At 68.6% G+C, this 22,697-nt stretch carries 19 protein-coding genes and 1 pseudogene; 6 read left to right on the top strand and 14 right to left on the bottom strand.

The window, feature by feature from the left end:
- The 7 genes and pseudogenes from CWC60_RS05915 to CWC60_RS05940 all read right to left on the bottom strand — a co-directional run bounded on the left by CWC60_RS05915 (position 1) and on the right by CWC60_RS05940 (position 5,406).
- Positions 1-951 carry a PhoH family protein gene (locus tag CWC60_RS05915; protein ID WP_109793071.1) on the bottom strand — a complete coding sequence of 317 codons (951 nt, stop codon included), beginning with the start codon at positions 949-951 and terminating at the stop codon, positions 1-3.
- A gap of 64 nt (positions 952-1,015) precedes the next feature.
- Positions 1,016-2,374 (bottom strand): tRNA (N6-isopentenyl adenosine(37)-C2)-methylthiotransferase MiaB, encoded by a 1,359-nt coding sequence (gene miaB, locus CWC60_RS05920; RefSeq protein WP_109793072.1) that lies wholly within the window; start codon positions 2,372-2,374, stop codon positions 1,016-1,018.
- A 107-nt stretch (positions 2,375-2,481) separates the two neighbouring features.
- A complete protein-coding gene (locus tag CWC60_RS05925; protein WP_109793073.1) occupies positions 2,482-3,279 on the bottom strand; it encodes a lysophospholipid acyltransferase family protein in 798 nt (265 codons plus the stop codon).
- Positions 3,280-3,282: 3 nt separating this feature from the next.
- On the bottom strand, positions 3,283-3,717 hold the full coding sequence (locus CWC60_RS24345) for a Fur family transcriptional regulator (protein WP_165787539.1): 435 nt from the start codon (positions 3,715-3,717) through the stop codon (positions 3,283-3,285).
- A 93-nt stretch (positions 3,718-3,810) separates the two neighbouring features.
- Positions 3,811-4,206 (bottom strand): annotated as a pseudogene (locus CWC60_RS24350) (GNAT family N-acetyltransferase); the annotation flags it as partial.
- Complete coding sequence (gene tsaB / locus CWC60_RS05935; protein ID WP_164516398.1) at positions 4,203-4,886, bottom strand: tRNA (adenosine(37)-N6)-threonylcarbamoyltransferase complex dimerization subunit type 1 TsaB; 684 nt, start codon at positions 4,884-4,886, stop codon at positions 4,203-4,205. The pseudogene CWC60_RS24350 and the gene tsaB, both read right to left, overlap by 4 nt.
- Before the next feature lie 4 nt (positions 4,887-4,890).
- On the bottom strand, positions 4,891-5,406 hold the full coding sequence (locus CWC60_RS05940; RefSeq protein ID WP_109793076.1) for a nitroreductase family protein: 516 nt from the start codon (positions 5,404-5,406) through the stop codon (positions 4,891-4,893).
- A 95-nt stretch (positions 5,407-5,501) separates the two neighbouring features.
- Between CWC60_RS05940 and CWC60_RS05945 the strand changes: the two genes are divergently transcribed.
- Entirely contained in the window at positions 5,502-6,518 is a 1,017-nt protein-coding gene (locus CWC60_RS05945) for a polysaccharide deacetylase family protein (protein ID WP_109793077.1), read from the top strand.
- Here the strand turns inward: CWC60_RS05945 and CWC60_RS05950 are convergent.
- Complete coding sequence (locus CWC60_RS05950; RefSeq protein WP_109793078.1) at positions 6,515-7,411, bottom strand: glucosaminidase domain-containing protein; 897 nt, start codon at positions 7,409-7,411, stop codon at positions 6,515-6,517. The two genes, CWC60_RS05945 and CWC60_RS05950, sit on opposite strands and share 4 nt — an antisense overlap.
- A gap of 87 nt (positions 7,412-7,498) precedes the next feature.
- On the bottom strand, positions 7,499-8,062 hold the full coding sequence (locus CWC60_RS05955) for a NifU family protein (protein WP_109793079.1): 564 nt from the start codon (positions 8,060-8,062) through the stop codon (positions 7,499-7,501).
- A gap of 138 nt (positions 8,063-8,200) precedes the next feature.
- Here CWC60_RS05955 and CWC60_RS05960 point away from each other — a divergent pair, with 138 nt between their 5' ends.
- Both CWC60_RS05960 and CWC60_RS05965 read left to right on the top strand, forming a co-directional pair.
- Positions 8,201-9,415 (top strand): adenylate/guanylate cyclase domain-containing protein, encoded by a 1,215-nt coding sequence (locus CWC60_RS05960; RefSeq protein WP_109793080.1) that lies wholly within the window; start codon positions 8,201-8,203, stop codon positions 9,413-9,415.
- Positions 9,416-9,458: 43 nt separating this feature from the next.
- Positions 9,459-10,061 carry a LysE family translocator gene (locus CWC60_RS05965; RefSeq protein WP_109793081.1) on the top strand — a complete coding sequence of 201 codons (603 nt, stop codon included), beginning with the start codon at positions 9,459-9,461 and terminating at the stop codon, positions 10,059-10,061.
- A gap of 13 nt (positions 10,062-10,074) precedes the next feature.
- Here the strand turns inward: CWC60_RS05965 and ada are convergent, their stop codons facing one another.
- Entirely contained in the window at positions 10,075-11,145 is a 1,071-nt protein-coding gene (gene ada, locus CWC60_RS05970; RefSeq protein WP_109793082.1) for a bifunctional DNA-binding transcriptional regulator/O6-methylguanine-DNA methyltransferase Ada, read from the bottom strand.
- A gap of 56 nt (positions 11,146-11,201) precedes the next feature.
- A complete protein-coding gene (locus tag CWC60_RS05975; RefSeq protein WP_109793083.1) occupies positions 11,202-13,010 on the bottom strand; it encodes an acyclic terpene utilization AtuA family protein in 1,809 nt (602 codons plus the stop codon).
- 84 nt (positions 13,011-13,094) lie between these two features.
- Here CWC60_RS05975 and CWC60_RS05980 point away from each other — a divergent pair, with 84 nt between their 5' ends.
- The gene (locus tag CWC60_RS05980) at positions 13,095-14,351 is read left to right on the top strand and encodes a mechanosensitive ion channel family protein (protein ID WP_109793084.1); all 1,257 of its coding nucleotides are present in this window, start codon (positions 13,095-13,097) and stop codon (positions 14,349-14,351) included.
- 9 nt (positions 14,352-14,360) lie between these two features.
- On the opposite strand, the gene CWC60_RS05985 is transcribed toward CWC60_RS05980, so the two are convergent.
- Positions 14,361-15,506: a HupE/UreJ family protein gene (locus tag CWC60_RS05985; RefSeq protein ID WP_109793085.1), complete on the bottom strand. Its 1,146-nt coding sequence runs from the start codon at positions 15,504-15,506 to the stop codon at positions 14,361-14,363.
- A gap of 31 nt (positions 15,507-15,537) precedes the next feature.
- Between CWC60_RS05985 and CWC60_RS05990 the strand changes: the two genes are divergently transcribed.
- On the top strand, positions 15,538-16,347 hold the full coding sequence (locus CWC60_RS05990; protein ID WP_164516399.1) for a DUF4198 domain-containing protein: 810 nt from the start codon (positions 15,538-15,540) through the stop codon (positions 16,345-16,347).
- Positions 16,348-16,403: 56 nt separating this feature from the next.
- Here CWC60_RS05990 and CWC60_RS05995 read toward each other — a convergent pair whose 3' ends face one another.
- Positions 16,404-18,032 carry a GMC family oxidoreductase gene (locus CWC60_RS05995; RefSeq protein WP_109793086.1) on the bottom strand — a complete coding sequence of 543 codons (1,629 nt, stop codon included), beginning with the start codon at positions 18,030-18,032 and terminating at the stop codon, positions 16,404-16,406.
- Between the two features lie 65 nt (positions 18,033-18,097).
- Here CWC60_RS05995 and putA point away from each other — a divergent pair, with 65 nt between their 5' ends.
- Positions 18,098-21,697, top strand: coding sequence for a bifunctional proline dehydrogenase/L-glutamate gamma-semialdehyde dehydrogenase PutA (gene putA / locus CWC60_RS06000; RefSeq protein ID WP_109793087.1), 3,600 nt, complete (start codon positions 18,098-18,100; stop codon positions 21,695-21,697).
- Positions 21,698-21,788: 91 nt separating this feature from the next.
- On the opposite strand, the gene CWC60_RS06005 is transcribed toward putA, so the two are convergent.
- Complete coding sequence (locus tag CWC60_RS06005) at positions 21,789-22,661, bottom strand: SHOCT domain-containing protein (protein WP_109793088.1); 873 nt, start codon at positions 22,659-22,661, stop codon at positions 21,789-21,791.
- Positions 22,662-22,697: the final 36 nt, after the last annotated feature.

Consider the following 22,697-nt stretch of genomic DNA (forward strand, 5'->3'; position numbering starts at 1 on the left):
TCAGTTGCCCTTGTCTTCCCTGCCGCCTTCGAACAGCTCGGGCTGGCGGGCATAGGCGCGGACGATCTTCGTGACCAGCGGATGGCGCACCACGTCGCGGTCGTCGAAGGTGGTGAAGGCGATCTCGTCGATGTCGGCGAGCACCTCGATCGCCTCGCGCAGTCCCGATTTCGTCCCCCGCGGCAGGTCCACCTGACTGAGGTCGCCGGTGATCGCCATGCGCGAGTTCTCGCCCAGACGGGTGAGCAGCATCTTCATCTGCACCGGCGTCGTGTTCTGCGCCTCGTCCAGAATGACGAAGGCGTTGGCCAGCGTGCGGCCGCGCATGAACGCCAGCGGCGCGATCTCGATCTCGCCGGTTTCCAGCTTCTTGGCCACCTGCTCCGCCGGCAGCATGTCGTAGAGCGCGTCGTAGAGCGGCCGGAGATAGGGGTCGACCTTCTCGCGCATGTCGCCGGGCAGGAAGCCGAGCCGCTCGCCGGCCTCGACCGCGGGGCGCGAGAGCACGATGCGGTCGACCCGGCGCGCCAGCATCAGGTTCACCGCCGCCGCGACGGCCAGATAGGTCTTGCCGGTGCCGGCGGGACCGATGCCGAAGACGAGTTCGTTTTCCAGAAGATTGCGGGCGTAGTGGATCTGGTTGGGCGAGCGCGGCTGGATCGGCCGCTTGCGGGTCTGGATCACCAGATGGCTGGCCGCTTCCGAGGCGTCGCCCAGGCGGATGGCGTCGTCGACCTCGCGGCGGCCGACCGGCCGGCCCATCTCCAGGCGCTGGTAGAGGCCCTGCAGGATGCCGCGGGCGCGCTCGCACAGTTGCGGATCGCCACCGATGAGCACGCGGTTGCCGCGCGTGGTGAGCGAGACGCCGAGCTGATCCTCCAGGCGCACGAGATTCTGGTCGTGATCGCCGAACAGGGCGGACAGCAGCGTATTGTCCTCGAAATCGACCATCAGGCCGCTCTGATCGCGATCCTCTCCGGGCCGCGCTACCAATGTATCATCCGTCCGCACTGCATCAGGCGGCGTCCCGCGCCGGATCCGCGGCCAGCCGCCCGGAGAGCGAGTTCGCCTTGCCGGCCTCGATGATCACCGGCGCGATGCGGCCCAGCCGGTGGCCGGGGGCGTCGACATGGACGGCCTGCATGTAGGGGCTGCGCCCGACGAGCTGGCCGTCGCGCCGTCCCGTGCGCTCCAGCAGCACATCCAGGGTGCGGCCGGCGGTGGCCTGGTTGAAGGCGAGCTGCTGGGCGTTGAGCAGCTCCTGCAGGCGCTGCAGGCGCTCGGCCTTCGCGGCTTCCGGCACCTGGGCCGCGGCCGCGGCCGCAGGCGTGCCCGGACGCGGGCTGTACTTGAAGGAGTAGGCCTGCGCGTAGCCCACGCGGCGCACAAGATCCATGGTCTGTTCGAAGTCCTCGTCCGTTTCGCCGGGGAAGCCGACGATGAAGTCTCCGGAAAGCGCGAGGTCGGGCCGCGTGTCCCGCAGACGATCTATGATACGGAAATAGGTGTCACGATCATGACGGCGGTTCATCGCCGTCAGAACGCGGTCGGCGCCGGCCTGCACCGGCAGGTGCAGATAGGGCATGAGCTGCGGCACCTCGCCATGAGCGGCGATCAGGTCGCCGGTCATTTCCAGCGGATGCGAGGTGGTGTAGCGCAGCCGCGCCAGCCCCGGCACCTCGGCCAGTTCGCGGATCAGCCGGCCCAGCGTCCAGTCGCGGCCGTCCGGACCCTCGCCGTGATAGGCGTTGACGTTCTGGCCCAGCAGGGTGATCTCGACCACGCCGTTGGCGGCCATGCCGCGCGCTTCGGCCAGGATATCGCCGGCGGGCCGCGAATATTCGGCCCCGCGGGTATAGGGCACGACGCAGAAGGTGCAGAACTTGTCGCAGCCCTCCTGCACCGTCAGGAAGGCGGCCGGCCCGGCGTCGGCCGACGGCGCCGGCAGCACGTCGAACTTCTCGACCACGTCGAAGTCGGTTTCCAGCACCGTCTTTCCGGCGGCGCGTGACGCGCGCGCCACCATCTCCGGCAGACGGTGATAGCTCTGCGGTCCGAACACGATGTCGACATAGGGCGCGCGGCGGACGATCTCCTCGCCTTCCGCCTGGGCGACGCAGCCGGCCACGCCGATGACCATGTCGGCGCCGGCCTCGCGGCGATGTTCGCGCATCTGACGGAGGCGGCCCAGTTCGGAAAAGACCTTCTCGGCGGCCTTCTCGCGGATGTGGCAGGTGTTGAGAATGACCATGTCGGCGTCGGCGGGCGCATCGACCGTGCGATAGCCGAGCGGCTTCAGGATGTCGGCCATACGATCGGAATCGTAGACGTTCATCTGACAGCCATAGGTCTTGATAAAGAGATTCTTCGTCACTCAGGACCGTGTCTTGCGGGGCCGGCGAACCATGCGCCGGGAACCCCATTCTTACGCGCTCTTCGCAACCTAGCCGCCACGCAATCGAAGTCAAGACCGGCCGGGCTTCAGGCGCGGGCGGACAGGGCCTCCGAATTGCCCTCGACGATCAGCCGGCGGCAGTGCTGCGCCAGGGCCTTGCGGTTGCCGAACTGCTCGATGGTGACCGGTTCGAAGAACTTCAGCGTCGCCTCGTAGGGACCGCCCAGCAGGAAGTCCTTCAGATGCGGCGCCAGATCCATGTCGCCGTACCAGGCGGCCTTGTCCATGGAGCGGCGGGTGACGGGGAAGCCGTCGACCCGGGTATAGGTGATGGAAAACGGCTGCACCTTGAGGGCATGGCCTTCGGCTTTCAGCTCGGCCAGCGAGAAGAATGCGGCGCGGAATTCGCCGATGCGCAGGCCGTCCGAGGACGTGCCTTCGGGAAACAGGATCAGGCTGTCGCCCTTCCCCAGCCTTTCGGTCATGTCCTCGCGCTCCTTCGCAGCGGTCTTGCGGTCGCGGGAGACGTAGACCGTGCGTTGCAGGTTCGCGAGATACTTGATCACCGGCCAGGTGCCCACCTCCCGCTTGGCGACGAAGGAGGCCGGCAGGACCGCGCCCATCACCACGATGTCGACCCATGAGACATGGTTGGAGACGAACAGCGCCGGCTCTCCGATCAGCGGCCGGCCGACGACCCGGATGCGGATGCGCAGCAGCCGCCGTGTGAACTGGTGCCAGAAGACCGGTATCCACTTGGCGATGCGCGCGCCCAGCGACAGGCCGAGCGCCGAAAGTGCGAGCCCGACGAGATGGGGGAGCAGCACCACCAGCGTCATGAGAAGAATCGCCAGGATGACGAACGCGATCCTGATGACAGCCATGCTTCAGTCGTTCTTGCGGTCGGCCCGCGTGCCATAGAGCTCCAGGCGGTGGCCGACGAGCCGGTAGCCGAGCTGTTCGGCGACGACACGCTGGAGTTCCTCGATCTGTTCGTTGCGGAACTCGATCACCTCGCCGGAGTTCACGTCGATCAGGTGGTCGTGATGCTCGACCGGCGCCTCCTCGTAGCGGGCGCGGCCGTCGCCGAAGTCGTGGCGTTCCAAGATGTTGGCTTCCTCGAACATCCGCACCGTGCGGTAGACGGTGGCGATGGAGATGTTCTCGTCGACTTCGCTGGCGCGCTGATAGACCTGCTCGACATCCGGATGGTCTTCGGATTCGGAGAGAACACGCGCGATGATGCGGCGCTGCTCGGTCATCCGCATGCCGATGTCGATGCACTTCTGCTCCAGGCGGGAAGGCTGGTCGTTCGAGGGCATGGTGCAATCTCTCTCGTTCAGGCCCGCGCTGTATAGCGATGGCGCATCCGCCTCGCAACCGAACGGCAGCCGCCGCGCCAGAACCAGGGCGTCGGCGCCATTGTCGTAGTATTTTGGTCTGCGGCCAACCTCGTTGAAGCCGAGGCTGCGATAGAGCCGTCTCGCGGCCCGGTTGTGCTCCGATACTTCCAGGAAGAGCGTCGCGCAATTCTCCAGTCCGCGGGCCGCGCGCCGAATCAGCTGGCCCGCCATGCCCCGGCCGCGCATCTCCGGCACGACGCCCACGCTGATGATCTCGGCCTCGTCGGCGGCCTGGCGGACAACCGCGAAGCCGGCGGGGGCGCCATCAAGCGCCGCTATCCAACCGAGTGTGCCCGGCATGGCGAGAATCCCGGCGAAGGCCTTCTCGTTCCAGGCATCGGCGAAGCAGGCCGCGTGCAGCGCCGCCAGCAGCGCCGGATCGCGCGTGATCCTGATGGCGACAGTCATCGGTCCGGACGGGGCCGGGCGGGCGTCGCATCGGCCTGTCTCAGATAGATCGGCGCCGGCGGCGGCGCACCGCGCCACGCAGATCCCCGGGAGGCGGCGATCCGCGCGATGTCGCGGGCATCCGGTTCCATGTCGGCGGCCAACACGCCCGGCTGCGTCGCGCCGCAATGGGCGGCGACGAGAGCTGCGCCGCTGCCGGCCAGCGCCGTGCCCGGCACCAGCATGGCCGCGGCCGCCGCCGCCGGCATCGCCGCAGGCGCGGTCCAGGCTTCGGCGAAGGGTCCGTCGGCGCGGCGGAAATACTGGACGTAGACCTGATCCCGGCGGGCGTCGATCGCGGCCAGTACCGGCCGGTCGGGCCAGCGCCGCGCGGCGCCGGCGGCCAGCGCTTCCAGGGTTGAGAGTCCGATGACGGGAATGCCGAGCGCGACCCGGAAGCCGCGCGCCGCGGCCAGTCCGATGCGCAGTCCGGTGAACGTGCCGGGGCCCAGCGTGACCGCGACGGCATCCAGTTGCGCGGGCGTGGTTCCGGCGGCGTCGAGCACCCGCTCCAGCAGGGGCATCAGAGCTTCGGCATGGCCGCGCCGCCGCCGCTGGAAGACCGCGAACCGCACGCTGTCCTCCGCCCAGAGGGCGGCCGAGAGCGCGCCGCAGGCGGTATCGAAGGCCAGGATACGCAAGGCGTCAGAGGATTTCGCAGGCCTCGGCGAACGCGGGGCGGTCGCCGGGCGGCTGCAGCGCCGAGGGATCGCCGTGGCCAATGGCGCAGACGAAGCACGACCGCGCGCCGCTGCCGGGAAAGAACGCCGCGTCCACCAGCGCGGCGTCGAAGCCGCTGATCGGTCCGCAGTCGAGACCCAGCGCGCGCGCGGCGATCATCACGTAGGCGCTCTGCATGGCCGCGTTGACGGTGTCCTCCGCGCCGGCGCTGTCATGGGCCACGACAACGACGACGGGTGCGGACATGGCCGGTTCGCGCTCCGCCACCGGCAGGGCAGGGGCGAGGCGGGCCTTGGCTTCCGGCGATTTCAGGAATCGCAGCCGTGCAGTCGCGCCGGCCGGATCGGTCGGGCCCTGGCGCACAAGATCGTAGAGGGCGTGCAGGCTCACGTCCGCGACCGGCTTGTCCAGCCATGCGCCATGCGTTCCCGCGTGGCGGAAGATCAGGTCCATGCCGGCGTCGCTGAGTATGGATGTCACTGGGCGTCTCCATGCCGGGGCCGAGGTGGCGGAGCGAGGTGCTCCATACTAGATTGACGACCAATTCTGAACAGCCGGTTGAGGAACCCTGAACGATGCCGCGCTTCCGCTTCGCCGCACTGCTGCTCGCGGGGCTCGTCGCGTCCGGCGCACGCGCCGCCGACCATGCCGTCGTGTTCATGTATCACCATTTCGGCCAGACGGGTCTGCCGGCGACCAATATCCGTCTGGAGCAGTTCGAGGCGCATCTGGATTACCTGGCGGCGGAAAACTACACGGTCTGGCCGCTCTCGCGCGTCGTGCAGGCGCTGCGGACCGGCGAATCCATGCCCGAGCGGACGGTGGCGCTGACGGCGGACGACGCCTATCGCAGCGTGATGACGGAGGCCTGGCCGCGGCTGAAGGCGCGAGGCTGGCCTTTCACGCTGTTCGTCGCCACCGACCAGGTCGACGGCGGTGGCAAGCGGCTGTTGGACTGGGACGAAGTGCGCCGGCTGCGCGATGAGGGCATGGAGATCGCCGGCCATTCGGCAGCTCACGGCCACATGGCGGACATGACGCCGGAGGAGGCGGCAGACGACTTCGAGCGCGCCAACCGGCGGTTCCGGAAGGAACTGGGGTTCACGCCGGAGATCCTTGCCTATCCCTATGGCGAGTACAGTCGGGCGCTGATCGACGTCGCGCGGCAGGCCGGGTACAGCGCGGCCTTCGGTCAGCATTCCGGGCCGGTGGGCCCGGGGCGGCCGATCATGGCCCTGCCGCGCTTCGCCCTGAACGAACGCTTTGGCGAGATGGAGCGGTTCCGAACCGCGGCCGCGAGCCTGCCGCTGCCGGTCGCCGACGCCGAGCCGGCGGACACCCTGCTTCCGGCCGGCGCAACGCCCTTGATCGCGTTCACCCTGCAGGGCGTTGTAGCGCCCGAAGCCGTGGCCTGCTTCCATTCCTCGGCGCCGGGCCCGCTGCCGCTCGCAATCGAGGGACAGCGGATCAGCTTCGAGTTTCCGGTCCCCGCGCAGCCCGGGCGTTCGCGCTTCAACTGCACGGCGCCGGCGGGGGAGGGGCGCTTCTACTGGTACGGGCGTCAGTTCGTGGTGAAGGGTGGGCGCGACTAATCCCGGAAGTTGCGGGCGACCCTGTCGGCCATGACAGGAACGATTCGGCGGTCGAAGTCGCGCAGATCGTTGACCCGCATGATCAGACGCAGGTCGTCTACATAGACCTGGCCGGTTTCGGCGTAGCGGGTCAGATGGCCGGCGAGCCGGTAGCCGTCGATCAGCCGGCCCTCGCGGCGCATTTCTGCCCGCGCGCGCCGCAGTTCGGCATAGGCCGGATGCGTGTTCAGGTTCCGCATGTAGGCGTTGACCGATTCCAGCAGGCTGCGGAACGCCTTGACCTCGAAATTCTCGCCGCTGCGGCGGCGCTCGGGAACGATGCCGTCGCCGCGCGACCAGGTCCGCTGGCCGTAGAGCGCCCGTCCGTCCTGGGCGAAGCGTGAGGTGCCCCAGCCGCTTTCCGTGATCGACTGGGCGATGGCCAGCGAGGGCGGGATGATATCGACGCGCAGCAGCAGCGGCCGCACGAGGTCGCGCGGCGTGCCGTCCATGCCGTAGTCCCAGGCCAGTTCCTGGATCCAGAGACGGTCTTCCCGCGTCAGCACGCCCTGACGCGAGATCTCCAGCAGCCGATGGCGATTGGCCAGGATGCGGGCGTTGGCCTCCATCACCAGCGGCAGCACCAACCGGATGAAGGTGCGCTTCTTCTGTGCCGTGTCGGCGATCTCGCCGATATCCTCGGGAAGGGCCGTGGCGAAGACCGGCGGCGGCAGAGCCGCGCCGCGCCGGACTGCGTCAAGGTCGTAGCTCAGCCTGCCCTGCTCCCAGAGAACGGCCGAGTGCGGCGTCGGCGGAGCCGCGCCCTTCAGCCTGGCCTCCGTCGCGTGGGCACCCTGCAGCAGCAGCGGCAACGCCAAAAGCGCGGCCGCCGCATGGCGTCCATACAGCCCCATGGTCAAATACCCCGATTTCCGAATCGCCCAGCCGCGCACGCCCCGCGACCCTTGCGTCGTTGTTGTTCTTACGGTTCGGCGCGGAGGCTAGACCGCGCGGACCTCTTGCACTTCCGGCACGTAGTGGCGCAGAAGATTCTCGATACCATGCTTCAGGGTCATTACCGAGCTGGGGCAGCCCTGACAAGCACCTTGCATCGCAAGGTACACGACGCCGTCATCGAAGCCATGGAACACGATGTCGCCCCCGTCCTGGGCCACGGCGGGCCGCACGCGGCTGTCCAGCAGTTCGACGATCTGCTTGACGATCTCCGGGTCGCCGTCGCCGGCGTCCGCGTGAGCGCTGGCGGTCCCGATGCTGGCGCCGTCCTCGATCACCGGCAGGCCGGCGCTGAAGTGCTCCATGATGGCGCCGAGGATCGAGGGCTTGATGTGATGCCACTCGACATTCTCGTGCTTGCTGACCGACACGAAGTCGTGGCCGAGATAGACGCCTTCCACGCCGTCGACCTCGAACAGCCGGCGGGCGAGCGGAGAGACGGCCGCGTCCTCGGGGCCGCGGAAGTCGGCGACGCCCTCGTTCATGACCGTGACGCCGGGAATGAACTTCAGCGTCTGCGGGTTCGGTGTCGGTTCTGTCTGGATGAACATCCGTTCCTCCGTCATGCCCAGTGGACCCTTGCTCTCGGGTCTCAGGCAGCCTATCTGGCGCGCTCGGACGCGCCGGTCAATACTGGCCCGTCGCCGACGAGGCCTCGAGAGGGTGGAGTTTCGAAACTGGCGGGGCATATGCCACAGACTGATCGGGAAACCAAGACCGCCGTGATCGCCGGCGGCGGCTGGCGCTCGGACCCGATGGCGCTCTGGCTGATGACGGTCCTGCACCGGCCCAATGCCGAGCTGGATTTCTTCGCCGAGCTCTGCGAGCGGCTGACGGAGGAGGGCATGGAGCTGGCCCGCGGATTCTGCGGGCTGCTGTCCCTTCATCCGCAGTTCGTCTCGCGGAACCTGATCTGGACGCCGGAAACCGGCAGCGAGGTCAAGGGCCGCGAGCACGGCGTCGTCAGCACGAATTTCTACTACCAGAGTCCTGTCTATCTGATTCACCAGGGCGCCGAGGAGGTGCGGCAGCGTCTCGATGTGGACGAGGATCTGCTGGCCTTCGATATCTGGAAGGAAGCGCGGGCGGCCGGTATGACCGACTATATCGCCCTGCCGCTCAGGCATTCGACCGGCGAGGTCAACGTGCTGTCCTTCGCGACCCGCCGGTCCTCCGGCTTTGCCGACGCCGAGATCGCGCGGTTCAAGGATCTGCTGCCGCTGATCGCGCTCCGCCTGGAGTTGATGAACAGCTATTTCGCCACCAACACGCTGCTCACGACCTATCTGGGCGAGGCGGCGGCGCGGCGGGTGCTGGCCGGCACCATCCACCGCGCCGAGGGCGAGGCGCTGCGCGCAGCCATCTATTTCTGCGACCTGCGCGGCTTCACGCGCCTCTCCGACCAGCTGGGCGGTGAGCAGATGATCGAACTGCTGGACGATTACTTCGACTGCATGATCGAACCGATCCGCGCCTGCGGCGGAGAGGTGCTGAAATTCCTCGGCGACGGCATGCTCGCCATCTTTCCCATGGACGACCGCACCGCCCGGCTGGCCTGCCAGTCGGCGCTGGTCTCCGCGGAGGAGGGCATCGCCAATCTGGCCGCGCTCAGCCGTCGGCGCGAGGCCGAGGGCCAGCCGCCGCTGGTTGCCGGCGTCGGCCTGCATGCGGGCGACGTGATCTTCGGCAATATCGGCGCGGCGGACCGCCTAGACTTCACGGTGATCGGCCGCGCCGTCAATGAAGTCAGCCGCGTCGAGGCCCTGACCAAGCGGCTCGCCCGGCCGGTGCTGATGACTGCCGAATTCGCCCGTCTGCACGGCGACGGGCGTGCCCTCCGCTCGCTCGGACCGCAGCGGCTGTCCGGCATATCGGAACCGGCCGAGATCTTCGCGCCGGCCTGACCGCCACCCCGCCCCGCCCGCAGCCGCAGGACCCAGAATCCGGATGATCCAGTTCGCCCTCGCCGTCGCCTTCCTGATCATCACGCCCGGCCCCGGCGTCCTCTCGGTCGCCGGCGTGGGCGCCGGGTTCGGCCTGCGCGCCGGCGCGCGCTACATCGCGGGGCTGTTCGTCGGCACCAATCTGGTCGCCATCGCCGTGGTGAGCGGGTTGTGGGCGGCGCTGTCGACGGTGCCGTACCTGACCACGGCACTGCTGTTCGTTTCGGTCGCCTTCCTGGCCTATCTGGCGCTGCGCATCGCCTTCGCCGGCGCCTCCATCGCCTTCAACCGCGCGCTCAAGCAGCCCGGCGCGGCGGACGCGGTCTTCCTGCAGTTCGTCAATCCGAAGGCCTATGCGGTCAACACGACGCTGTTCGCCGGTTTCCCGATGGGCTTCACAGATCCCGCCACCGAGATCGCCATGAAGTTCCTGATCATGAACCTGATCTGGGTGCCGGTGCATTTCGGCTGGCTGTGGCTGGGCATCACCATCAAGCGCCTGGACCTGCCGGCGCGCACGCAACGGCGCATCAACTATCTGATGGCCGTGGCCATGATGGCGGTCGTGGCGATGACGCTGCTGGCCGGCGGCATCGCCGGGGCGTGAGACCGGACGCGGCTCAGTCGCGCCGTTCCATCTCCAGCAACGCCTGTTTGCGCTCCAGCCCCCAGCGGTAGCCATGCAGCTTGCCGTCCGATCCGACGGCGCGATGGCAGGGTATGGCCAGCGAGACGGGGTTCCGCCCGCAGGCCGACCCCACGGCGCGGACCGCCTTTGGCTTGCCGATCGCCTCGGCGATCTCCGCATAAGTGCGTGTCTCGCCGTAGGGAATGTCCATCAGCGCCTGCCAGACCCGCCACTGGAACGCCGTCGCCCGAACATCAAGCGGCAGGGCCGGATGCGGGCCGTCGCTGTCGAGATAGGCCGTCAGCGCCGCCAGCGATTCCGAAAGCGCCGCGCCGTCCTCGGCCAGTTCCGCATTCGGATACTCCTCGCGAAGTTCGCCGGCAAGCCGGGCCGGATCGTCGCCCAGATAGACCGCCGACACGCCCTTTTCCGTCGCCGCCGCCAGGACCAGGCCCAGCCGGCTCGCAGCGAAGCCGTAGGCCATGCGCACGCCCGGCGCGCCGCGGGCGTAGACGCCGGGCGCCATGCCGAGCGTCCGGTCCGCGTTCTCGTAGACCCTGCTGGGCGAGCCATAGCCGGCGCCGTAGATGGCGTCGGCGACGCCGTTCTCGGCGCGCAGCCCGGATTTGAGCAATGCCACGCGCCGGGCCTCGGCGTACTGGCGCGGGCTCAGCCCCACGGCCCTCTTGAACGCCTTCTGGAAGTGATGGGCATTGAAGCCCGCCCGCTCGGCCAGCGCCGAGAGCGAGGGCACCGCGCCGGCCTCCGTCAGGCTCCGCTCGATGCCGCGCGCGGCATCCTCGATGGCGGCCATCATCGGGTCGGCCAGGTGCTGGCGCTGGGGATGGCAGCGCTTGCAGGGGCGGAAGCCGGCCTGTTCGGCCGCCGCCGGCACGTCGAAGAACATCACGTTCTCGCGCTTCGGCGTGCGCGCCGGGCAACTCGGCCGGCAGTAGATGCCCGTGGTCTTCACACCCAGGACGAAATGGCCGTCGAAGGTCGCGTCGCGCGTCTCGACGGCGGTCCAGAAGTTCTGTTCGGTCATGGTTCGCTCCTCGATCATGACCGGCAATCTCGTCCTTTCTCCCGGCCGCGGCTATCCGGGGCTTGTCGTCTATATCAGGCGGCGGCCCGGCCGGCATCGATGCCCCAGGACCTGGGGATATCGATATCCATGTCCATCAGCATCTGGGCGTAGGCCTTGCCCTGCGGGTCATTGCGCAGGCTTGCCACGCCGCCGCCGCCCAGGCTGCCGTAGAGCATGAAGTTCATCGCCCCGATGCCGGGGAGGTCGTAGCGGTCCACCTTCACCTGGTCGTCGAAGACATGGGCCATGTAGGCGCCGACCGCCTCCGCCGTCAGGGCGTGGCGCAGCACAGGCAGGTATTCCGGCCTGCGGGCAATGACGCCGATGTTGGAATGCGCGCCCTTGTCGCCGGATCGACCATGGGCCACCGCCAGCAGCGGTACCGTCACCGTCTCGCCGGACGGCGCCTCGGCCGGTACAGCGTCGACGTCGCCGACCATGGCGGGATCAAATCCACCCCCGGTCGGCACATCGACATCGAACCTCGCGCCGTCGACGACGACGGAAACGGGCACGTCCGACTTCTTCGCCAGGAAGGAGAACAGGCGGATCACCGGCTGGGCCTTCGGCCGGCCGGCGCCGAAGCCGGTGGTGCCCTGGCTGAACGACGTTCCGGCCGCCGCAATCTCCTTGGTGAAGATCGAGAGCGCCTTCATGTCCGGATGCTTGACGGCGAGTTTCATGATCGCCTCGCGCGCGGCCCGGGCGCGGGAATGCGGGCCGTACATGGATTCGCCGCCGAGTACCTCCAGATGGGTCTCGGTGTAGTCGCCCAGATTCCGCTCCGCCAGCATCCGCCGCGTGCGCTTGAGGATGGCGTCGGCCGTCTTCTCGCACTTCGCCACGGCCTCCCAGCCGCCGATGGTCATCATGGCGACGGCGCGGAAACCGTCCTGCCAGGTGGCGGAGACCTTGTAGCTGTCCGTCGGCGGTCGGCCCTTCGCGCCCTTAACCAGCACGCGGTTCTCGCCGACCTCCTCGACCTCGACCTCCGTGAAGTCGCAGACCACGTCGGGCAGCATGTAGGCGCGGGGATCGCCAATCTCGTAGAGCAACTGCTCCTTGATCGTCCCGGCCTCGACCAGGCCGCCGGTGCCTTCGGGCTTGGTCAGCACGAAGCTGCCGTCGGCGCGGCATTCGGCGATCGGGTAGCCGATGTCGTCCCAGTCGGGGACGCGGTGATAGTCGGTGTAGAGTCCGCCCGTCGCCTGGGCGCCGCATTCCAGGATGTGACCGCACAGGCTGCCGGCGGCCATCAGGTCGTGGTTGTCCGGCGACCAGCCGAATTCGTGCATCAGCGGTCCGAGGGTCACCGCCGAATCGACCGCGCGCCCGGTAATGACGACGTCCGCGCCCTCGTCCAGCGCCTTCGCGATCGGCACCGCCCCCAGATAGGCGTTCATGGACCAGCATTTCTCGGGGAAAGGCGCGCCGGAGAACATTTCCGTCACGCCCGCCTTCCGCAGGGCCTCCTCCCGGTCCATCAGGTCGTCGCCCTCGACCCAGGCGATCTTCAGGCTGACTCCGGCCTCCTCGGCGACCTTGCGCAACGCCTCCGCGCAGGCCTTCGGATTCACGCCGCCGGCATTGGAGACGACCTTGATGCCCTTCTCGGCGATGTCGCGGATGACCTGTCTCATCGCCACGGAGACGAAGTCTACCGCATAGCCGGCGTTCGGGTCCTTGGCGCGCATCCGGGCCATGATCGACATGGTGATCTCGGCCAGGTAGTCGAAGACCAGATAGTCGATCTCGGCGCGGCGTACGAGCTGCGGAGCGCCGACCCCCGAATCGCCCCAGAAGCCGGATGCGCCGCCGATGCGGATGATCTTCTCGCTCATGTCATCCTCCCCAGAATGAACTGACTTTGTGCCGCAGTAGCAGAAAATTGCCCTGACCGCCGCCTCTACCTATCCTGCGCCGCCATGAGCGAGTTGCAAGCCTTCTGGGAAGAGATCGAACTCGTCTGGCAGCGCGGCGTCTTCGGCGTGGAGACCGACCGCGCGCTGCTGGCCATCGCCGTCTTCCTCCTTTTCGTCATCCTGCGCGGGCTGTTCACCGCGGTCGTGGTGGCAGGGCTGGGGCGTCTCACCCAGCGGACCGAGACCACCATCGACGACCAGATGCTGGAAGCGGCCCGCGGCCCGCTTCGATTCGTGTTCCTTGTCGCTGGCCTGTTCTTCGCGGCCCGGGTCGCGCCCCTGCCGCCGGAGGTCGACGAGTATGTCACCAGGATCGTCCGCTCGCTGATCGCCTTCACCATCTTCTGGACCATCTACCGGATGGCGGAGCCGCTGTCGTTCCTGCTTGACCATGTCTCCAACGCCATGCGGGGACAGGAGATCGGCGCCGCCCTCAAGAAGTTCGCGGTCCGCATCTTCCGGGTCATCGTTGCGGTCATCGGCGCCGCGGCGATCCTGGAGGAATGGGATTTCGATGTCGCCGCCGTGCTGGGTGGTCTCGGCCTGATCGGGATGGCGGTCGCTTTCGGCGCGCAGAACCTGATCGCCAACCTGTTCGGCGGCGTGGTGATCTTCCTCGACAAGATCTTTGTCGAGGGACACTGGATTCGCGCCGGCGACGTGGAGGGCGTGGTCGAGAAGATCGGCTTCCGCACCACCAAGATCCGCCGCTTCGACAAGTCGCTGGTCACCCTGCCGAACACGAAGCTTTCCGATGACGCGGTGGTCAACTTCTCCATGATGACCAACCGCCGGATCTACTGGGTGATCGGGCTGGAATACCGCACCACCCACGAACAGCTCCGCCAGGTGGTGGAGGGGATTTCGGCCTACGTCCACAACAATGACGACTTCGAGACCGACCCCAACCGCGTCTCCACGCTGATCCACGCCGACAGTTTCAACAACTCCTCCATCGACATCATGTTCTACGCCTTCACCAAGACGACCATCTGGGCCGAGTGGATGCGGGTGAAGGAGGAACTGCTCTACGAGGTGAAGCGCATCGTTGAGGAGGCCGGTACGTCTTTCGCCTTCCCGTCGTCCTCGATCTATGTGGAGGCGCTGCCCTTTGGCGAGCCCGAGGTGCCGATCCGCATCAAGGACACGCGTTCGTCCGGCGGTGGTGGTGGCGAGCCGGACCGCTCGATCGAGCCAAGTGGCGACACCCAGACCGTCCGGCCCGGCGCCCGCGGACCGAGCGGCGAAGACGGGGAATAGAGCGGGTGTTCAGATGACGCCGATGCGTTCGACGGTCCAGTAGAGGCCGGTGAGCGCGATCGCCGTCGAAGCCGGTATCACCACGGCGCGGCGGTAGATCCTCTCCGGCAGGCCCCAGATGCCGACGGCCAGCCAGGCCACCAGGATCACGGCGAGCTGGCCGAATTCGACGCCGATATTGAAACCGATCAGCGCCTCCAGGAACTCGCCGCGCGCCAGGCCGAGATCCGTCAGCACACCCGCGAAGCCGAGGCCATGTAGCAGCCCGAAGCCGAAGACGACGAAGGGCCGCCACGGGGTGAGATGGCGGGTGAAGATGTTCTCGATGGCGACGAAGGCGATGGAGAGGGCAATCAGCGGCTCGACGACCGACGGGTGGAGTTCGACCACGCCGTAGAGCGACAGCGCGAGCGTGATCGAATGGGCCACGGTGAAGGTCGTCACCTGCACCAGAAGCGGCCGCATGCGCTGCGACAGGAGAAAGAGGCCGAGGACGAACAGGATGTGGTCGAGGCCCCTGGGCACGATGTGGATGAAGCCCACCCAGAGATAATCGGCCACCACCGCGACCGCCGTTCGCTGCGGCGCAAGCCCCTCCAGCGGCAGGCTCTGTTCGGTCGTGCCGTCTGAAAGCCACCAGGTACGGAACTCGCTGTCGCCCTCGCGTTTCATCTTCAGCGCGATGGGGCCGTAGGCTTCCGGGTAGGACCAGGTGAAGCGCTCGGAGCCGGGCGGAATGGGCCCTGCCGCCGCGATGCGGGTGACGCGGGTGACCGAGATGTCCTCCGCCGGCTGCGGTTCCACCGAAACCAGCTCCGGCACCACCACCCGCCCGTCGAAGCGCAGCGCGAAGTCGTCCATCACCCGCTGGGCGTCGGCCCGGAAGGCCTCGGTCAGCTCGGCTTCGTTCATGGCGCGGTAGCGGTCGTAGATTTCCGCGTTGGGGCTGTCGTTGGTGTCGTCGTAGCCGGGACCGATCTCCGCCAGCATTGCCTCGGCGTTCATTTCCATGTCTATCTGGAAACGGCCGTCGGCGCCGAGCACCACTTCCACGACGGAGGGCTTGATCTCGTGTGCGCCAGCTGCCGCGCCCCACAGAAAAAGCGGCGCCGCCGCGAGCAATGCGAGGATCGAGATGACGAAAGCCCGGCGCATCGGCCGCTCCCTTTATCGTGCTGGACGGACCATGGCTTACCGCGTCGCCGCCCTTGGCGCCATCGCCCTGTTGGCCGCCGGCGGGGCCGCGGCGCACGAGTTCTGGCTGCTGCCCGACAAGAGCCGCGCGGGCACCGACGAGGCCGTGGAGATCACCATCGCCGTGGGCCAGAACTTCGTCGGCAACACCCTGCCATTCATTCCGGACACGACGGAACGGTTCGACATCTACGGTCCCGGCGGCACGCTGACCGACGCCGCGCGCGGCTTCGCCAGGGATCCGGCCGGCGTGGTGCAGCCCAGCCGCCCCGGTCTCTACACGGTCGCCTATCAGAACAAGGGCAATTCGATCGTCATCGACCCGGAGACCTTCAACAAGTATCTCCGCGACGAGGGACTGGATATCGCCCTGGAGCACCGGCAGGCCAACGGCCTGATGGACACGCCGGGACGCGAGTTCTACACGCGCTACCCGAAGACCTGGGTGCTGTCGGGCGACAATATCGACGCCGGGCGCTGGGCGCTGGCGCCGTCGAACCTGCGCTTCGAGATGGTGCCGCTGTCGAACCCCTTTCGCTGGCTCTCGGGCGACTCGGTGGATGTACGCGTGCTCTACGAGGGCCAGCCGCTCGAAGGCGTGCTCGTCACCACCTTCACCAAATCGAGCCAGGGCCGCATCGGCGCGGTCCGCTCCGGCCCGGACGGTGTGGCGAGGATTTCGATCGACCGGCCGGGGCGCTGGCTGGCGGCGGCGGTGCACATGATCCCCGCCGAGGGCCGCCCCGACATCGACTGGGAAAGCTTCTGGACCAGCTTCACCATCGACGTGCCGGCGGAGTGATGCCACCCATGCGGCGTCCCGGGGTCTTGGATCGTGTCCAGAGACGCTCTTCGGGGTCACCCCCTCAGCACGTACTCTGCGCCCTTCTCGGCGATCATGATTGTCGGCGTGTTGGTGTTGCCCGAGGTGATCGTCGGCATCACCGAGGCGTCGATCACGCGCAGGCCCTCGAGGCCGATGACGCGCAGCCGCTCGTCGACCACCGCCTGCCCGTCGTCCGCGCGGCCCATCTTCGCCGTGCCGACGGGATGGAAGATCGTCGTGCCGATGTCGCCCGCCGCCTGGGCCAGGGCCGCATCGTCGTCGCCGACGCCGGGGCCGGGCAGCAACTCCTCGGGCTCGAACTGCAGCATCGCGGGCTGCCGCATCAGCTTTCGCGTCACCCGGATCGCGTCCGCGGCGACCTGCCGGTCCTCCGCCGTCGCTAGGTAGTTGGGCGCGATCAGCGGGTGGTCTTCCGGCTTCGGTGAGCGGATGCGGATCGTGCCCCGGCTGGTCGGCTGCAGGTTGCAGGCGCTGACCGTGATCGCGGGGAAGCGGTGCAGCGGGTCGCCGAACTTGTCGAGCGACAGCGGCTGGACGTGGAACTGGATGTTGGCGCGGTCCCGAGACGGGTCGGAGCGGGTGAAGATGCCGAGCTGCGACGGCGCCATGGTTAGCGGGCCTTTGCGGAACAGCGCGTATTCCAGACCCATCGCCGCGCGGCCGATCAGCGAGTGATAGGTCTCGTTCAGCGTCTTGACGCCGTGGACCTTGTAGATCGCGCGCTGCTGCAGGTGATCCTGCAGGTTGCGGCCGACGCCCTGGCGGTCGGCGATGACGTCGATGCCGTGCTCGCCGAGCCATTCCGCAGGCCCCACGCCGGAGAGCTGGAGGATCTGCACCGAGCCGATGGCGCCGGCGGACAGAATCACCTCGCCCCGCGCCTTCGCCATGTATTCCGCGCCGTCGCGGCGAAACCGCACGCCCACCGCCCGCCGGCCCTCGAAGGCGACGCGCTCGACGGTGACGCCGGTCTCCACGCGCAGGTTCGGGCGGCGCATCACGGGCTTCAGGAAGGCGCGGGCCGCCGAGACGCGGACGCCGCGCCTCTGATTGACGTGGAAGTAGCTGACGCCCTCGTTGTCGCCGGTGTTGAAGTCGGGGATCCGGCTGACGCCCATCTGCTCGGCGGCGTCCTCCACCGCATCCAGCACCTTCCAGGAGACGCGGGGCGGCTCGACCCGCCATTCGCCGCCCGTGCCGTGATGTTCGTTCGGTCCCAGGAAATGGTCCTCGATCCGGCGGAAGACCGGCTGCACGTCCTCCCAGTCCCAGCCGTCGAGGCCGAGCTGGCGCCAGTGGCGGTAGTCGTCCGCCTGGCCGCGCATGGAGATCATGGCGTTGATGGCGGAACTGCCGCCCAGCGCCTTGCCGCGCGGATAGATCAGGCTGCGCCCGTTGAGTCCGGCCTCGGCCTCGGTCTTGTAAAGCCAGTCCGAGCGCGGATTGCCGATGGCGAACAGATAGCCGACGGGGATGTGGAACCAGATCCAGTTGTCCCTGCCGCCGCCCTCCAGCACCAGCACCCGGTTCTTCGGGTCGGCCGACAGCCGGTTGGCGAGTACGCAGCCGGCCGAGCCTGCGCCGACCACGATGTAGTCCCATTCGCCCTCGAAGGACGTGGCCTCGTCTCCGTTCCCCATGGGGGCATTGTCTCAGGCGGCAGGGTACCGTGGCAAGCGCATGCGCGTTTCGCTAGTCTTCCGCCATGACAGAGACGCTCGACGATATCCGCCAGCGGCTCCGGGCCGCGATCCTGGCCGACGAGGCAGAGACCATCGCGCGGCTGCGCGAGGAAGCGCGGCTGTCGCCGGCGGAACGCGATGCCGTCAGTCACCGTGGCGCCGGCCTGGTCCGGTCGGTGCGCGAAGCCGGGCCGCCCGTGGCGCTGGAAGCCTTCCTGTCCGAATACGGCCTGTCGACGCGGGAGGGCGTGGCGCTGATGTGCCTGGCCGAGGCCATGCTGCGGGTGCCCGACGCCGAAACCATCGATGAACTGATCCGCGACAAGATCGCGCCGCACGACTGGGGCAGCCATGTCGGCGATTCAGGTTCCATCCTGGTCAACGCCTCGACCTGGGCGCTGATGCTGACCGGCCGGGTGCTGGAGGACGAGGAGCCGGGCATAGCCGGCGCACTGCGCGGGCTGGTCCGGCGCATGGGCGAGCCGGTCATCCGCACGGCGGTCGCCGGCGCCATGAAGGAACTGGGCGGGCAGTTCGTCCTCGGCCAGACGATCGAGGAGGCGATGAAGCGCGGCCGGCCCATGGAGGAGAAAGGCTACACCTATTCCTACGACATGCTGGGCGAGGCCGCGCGGACCGAGGCCGACGCCGCCCGCTACCGGGAAGCCTATCGCAGCGCCATCGCCTCGATCGCGAAGCATGCGAAGTCCGACGAGATCGCCGCCAATCCCGGCATTTCGGTCAAGCTCTCCGCCCTGCACCCGCGCTACGAGTTCGGCAAGGGCGAAGCGATGATCGGGACGCTGGCGGAACGGACGCTCGAGCTCGCCCGGCAGGCGGCCCGGGCGAGGATCGGCTTCAATATCGACGCCGAGGAGGCCGACCGACTCGACCCCTCGCTGGACGTGATCGAGCGTGTGCTCTCCGATCCGGAACTCGCCGGCTGGGATGGCTTCAGCGTGGTCGTCCAGGCCTATGGCCAGCGCGCCGGCCCGGTTCTCGACTGGCTTCACGCCCTGGCGGAGAAGCTGGACCGGCGAATCATGGTCCGCCTGGTCAAGGGCGCCTACTGGGACACCGAGATCAAGCGCGCCCAGGTGATGGGCCTCGACGGCTTCCCCGTGTTCACGCGCAAGATCAACACCGACATCAGCTACATCGCCAATGCGCGCAAGCTGCTGGAGATGCGCGGCCGTATCTACCCGCAGTTCGCCACACACAACGCCCACACGGCGGCGGCGGTGCTGCACATGGCCGGCGACCGCATGGAAGGCTTCGAGTTCCAGCGTCTGCACGGCATGGGGGAGGCGCTGCACGAAGCGATCCGGAAGAAGGACGGCACGCGCTGCCGCATCTATGCGCCGGTCGGCAAGCACCGCGACCTGCTGGCCTATCTGGTCCGGCGGCTGCTGGAGAACGGCGCCAACAGCTCCTTCGTCCACCAGATCGCCGACACCGAGGTGCCGCCGGAGGAGATCGCGCGCGACCCCTTCGCCGAACTGGAGAAGCTGGAGAGCGTGGCCCATCCGAAGATCGCGCGCGGCACCGATCTCTACGGCAGGGGCCGGCGCAATTCGAAGGGCTGGGATATCACCGATCCGGCGGACGTCGCCCGCATAGAGGCCGGGCGCGCGCCCTTCGCCTCGCCGCACCAGTGGACCGCGGGGGCGGAAGGGATGGTCCGCGGCGTGGTCAATCCGGCCGATCCCGATGATGTGGTGGGCCAGGTGTTCGAGGCCGACGCCGCCATGGCGAAGGCTGCGGTGGGCCGCGCCATCGACGCGCAGCCCGGCTGGGCCGCGACGCCGGTCGCCGAGCGCGGTGCGATTCTGAACCGCGTCGCCGATCTCTACGAAGCGGCGGCCGAGGAGTTCTTCGCCATCGCCGCGCGCGAGGCCGGCAAGACGCCGCTGGACGCCGTCGCCGAGGTCCGCGAGGCGGTCGACTTCCTGCGCTATTACGCCATGCAGGCCCCCCGCGTGGAACAGGGCACGGCGGCGCGCGGCGTCATCGCCTGCATCAGCCCGTGGAATTTCCCGCTGGCGATCTTCACCGGCCAGGTGGCCGCGGCGCTGGCGACCGGCAACGCGGTGATTGCCAAGCCTGCCGAGCAGACGCCGCTGATCGCCGCCCGCGCCGTCGAGGCCATGCACGAGGCCGGGGTGCCGGCCGACGTGCTGCAGCTCCTGCCCGGCGACGGCCCGTCGGTGGGCGCGCCGCTGACCGCCGATCCGCGCCTCGCCGGGGTCTGCTTCACCGGCTCCACCGAGGTCGCCAAACGGATCGAGCGCCAGCTCGCCGAGACCGGCCCGGCGGACGCCATGCTGATCGCCGAGACCGGCGGGCTGAACGCCATGATCGTGGATTCCACGGCGCTGCCGGAGCAGGCCGTGCGCGACATCCTGGCCAGCGCTTTCCAGAGTGCGGGTCAGCGTTGCTCGGCGTTGCGTGTGCTCTACGTCCAGGACGACGTCGCCGATACCATGCTGGAAATGCTGTTCGGCGCGATGGATTCGCAGGCGCTCGGCGACCCCTGGTCCTGGGCCACCGATGTCGGTCCGGTGATCGACGAAGAGGCCCGCGACGACATCCGGGCCTATGTCGACGCCGCTGAGCAGAAGGGCCGGGTGCTGAAGCGCATGGCCGTGCCCGAGCGCGGCCTGTTCGTCGGCCCGGCGGCGATCGAGGTCAGCGGAATCGGCGAGATGGAGCGGGAGGTCTTCGGCCCGGTCCTGCACATCGCCCGCTACGATGCCGAGAAGGTCGACAGCGTGGTCCGGGAGATCAACGCCCGCGGCTACGGCCTCACCTTCGGCATGCACAGCCGCATCGACCGCCGGGTGCAGGACCTGGTCGAGGGCGTCCATGTCGGCAATCTCTACGTCAACCGCAACCAGATCGGCGCCATCGTCGGCTGCCAGCCCTTCGGCGGCGAGGGGTTGTCGGGCACGGGACCCAAGGCCGGCGGCCCGCACTATCTCCGCCGTTTCCGCCGGGCGGTCGAGGCGCCGCAGGACGCGCCATCAGGCAAGGCCATCGGAGCGGACGATCTTCGCAAGGCGCTCTCGAAGCTCGATGCCGGCGGCTGGGCCGGTCAGCCGGGGCGGGTGACGGCGCTGCGCAACGCGCTCCGCGGCAGGGCCGAGGAAGCGATGGCCGCCGCGGCGGCGCTGGATTGCGGGCCGATCGACCTGCCCGGGCCGACGGGCGAATCCAACCGCTACTGGCTGAACCCGCGAGGGCCCGTGCTGTGCCTCGGGCCCACGGCGGAGGCGGCGCTGGATCAGGCGGTCCAGGCGCTCCGCATCGGCGCGCCGGCGCTGATGGCGGCGCCCGGGGCCAGGGAAGCCGCACAGCCACTGATCGAGGCGAAGCTGCCCGTCGCGGCGCTGGATGGCGAAGCCGACGCGACGGCGCTCGCGGAACTGGAGATCGGCGTTGCGGCCTTCTGCGGCGGGGCGGACCGGATGCGCGCGCTGAAAAAGGCGCTGGCGGCGCGCGAGGGGCCGATCACGCCGCTGATCGCCGAACGCATCCACCCGGCGGCCTTCGCCCACGAGCGCGCCATCTGCATCGACACCACCGCCGCCGGCGGCAACGCCCAGCTGCTGGGGAGCGTTTGACTGCCAATGTCTGCCGCCCTTGGACTCGATCCAAGGGCCCAGCGAACCGAAAGACTGGATCCTGGGGTCAAGCTCCAGAACGCCGAGTCAGTCAGATCCGCGAGAGCAGCTCGGTCTTCTTGGCGTTGTAGTCCTCGTCCGTCAGCGCGCCCTTGTCGCGCAGTTCGGCCAGCCGCTCGATGGTCCTCAGAACGGAATCGACGTCAGCCAGGGCGGTGGAGGGGCCGGCGGTCATCGTCGCGGGCGGCGGGGGCGGCGGGGCCGCCCGGGGCGCCTCGGTCCTGGTCTCCTGCGGTGTTTCCGGATCCACACGCGCGGGAGCGTGTTCAGCCTGCACGCCTGAGTCCTGCCAGGAAGCCTGACCGCCGCCGCCCTGGGTCTGGGTCTGGGCCTGGCCGCCGCCGTCGACGCGCGGCAGCTCGACCAGGGCCAGATTCCCAAACTGGCTCTGGAAGCTCAGCGACGACAGGCCGCCGCCGGACTGGCTCTGGGAGACGCCGCCGATATTGTGCTCGCGGGTGTCGAACAGGAAGACGCGCTCGCCCAGCTTTACCGCCAGCCGCCGCGTGGACGGAAAGACGGCGTAGGCGATGTCGTTCTGGCCGCCGGTGGCGCTCGGCTGGCCCAGCCCGTCGGGCCACCAGCCATGGCTCTGGCCCATCATCCCCATGGACGTGGTCTTCGGCGCCTCGACCAGCCGTTCGGCGTTCATCTGGCCGGCGAGGTCGCTGGCAAGGCCGGCGACGGTCGCCTGAAGCCCGTGATTGAACATGTCGCCGACCATGGTCATGCCGCCGGCCAGCCACTGGCCGCTGCCGCCCAGTTCGGGAATGTTGAATTGCGCCATGGTGCCGCCGCCGCGGACCAGCGCGTGCAGCATGGCTTCGGCCGTCTGCTCGGAGACGCCGTATCGCCCGGCCGCCTCGCGCACCGCCCGACGGCCGGCCTCGGTCAGTCCGCTCATTGTCGCCTCCTCGATGGAATATGGCACGGAGATGAG

Source organism: Minwuia thermotolerans (assembly GCF_002924445.1).
Taxonomy (GTDB): Bacteria; Pseudomonadota; Alphaproteobacteria; order Minwuiales; family Minwuiaceae; genus Minwuia; species Minwuia thermotolerans.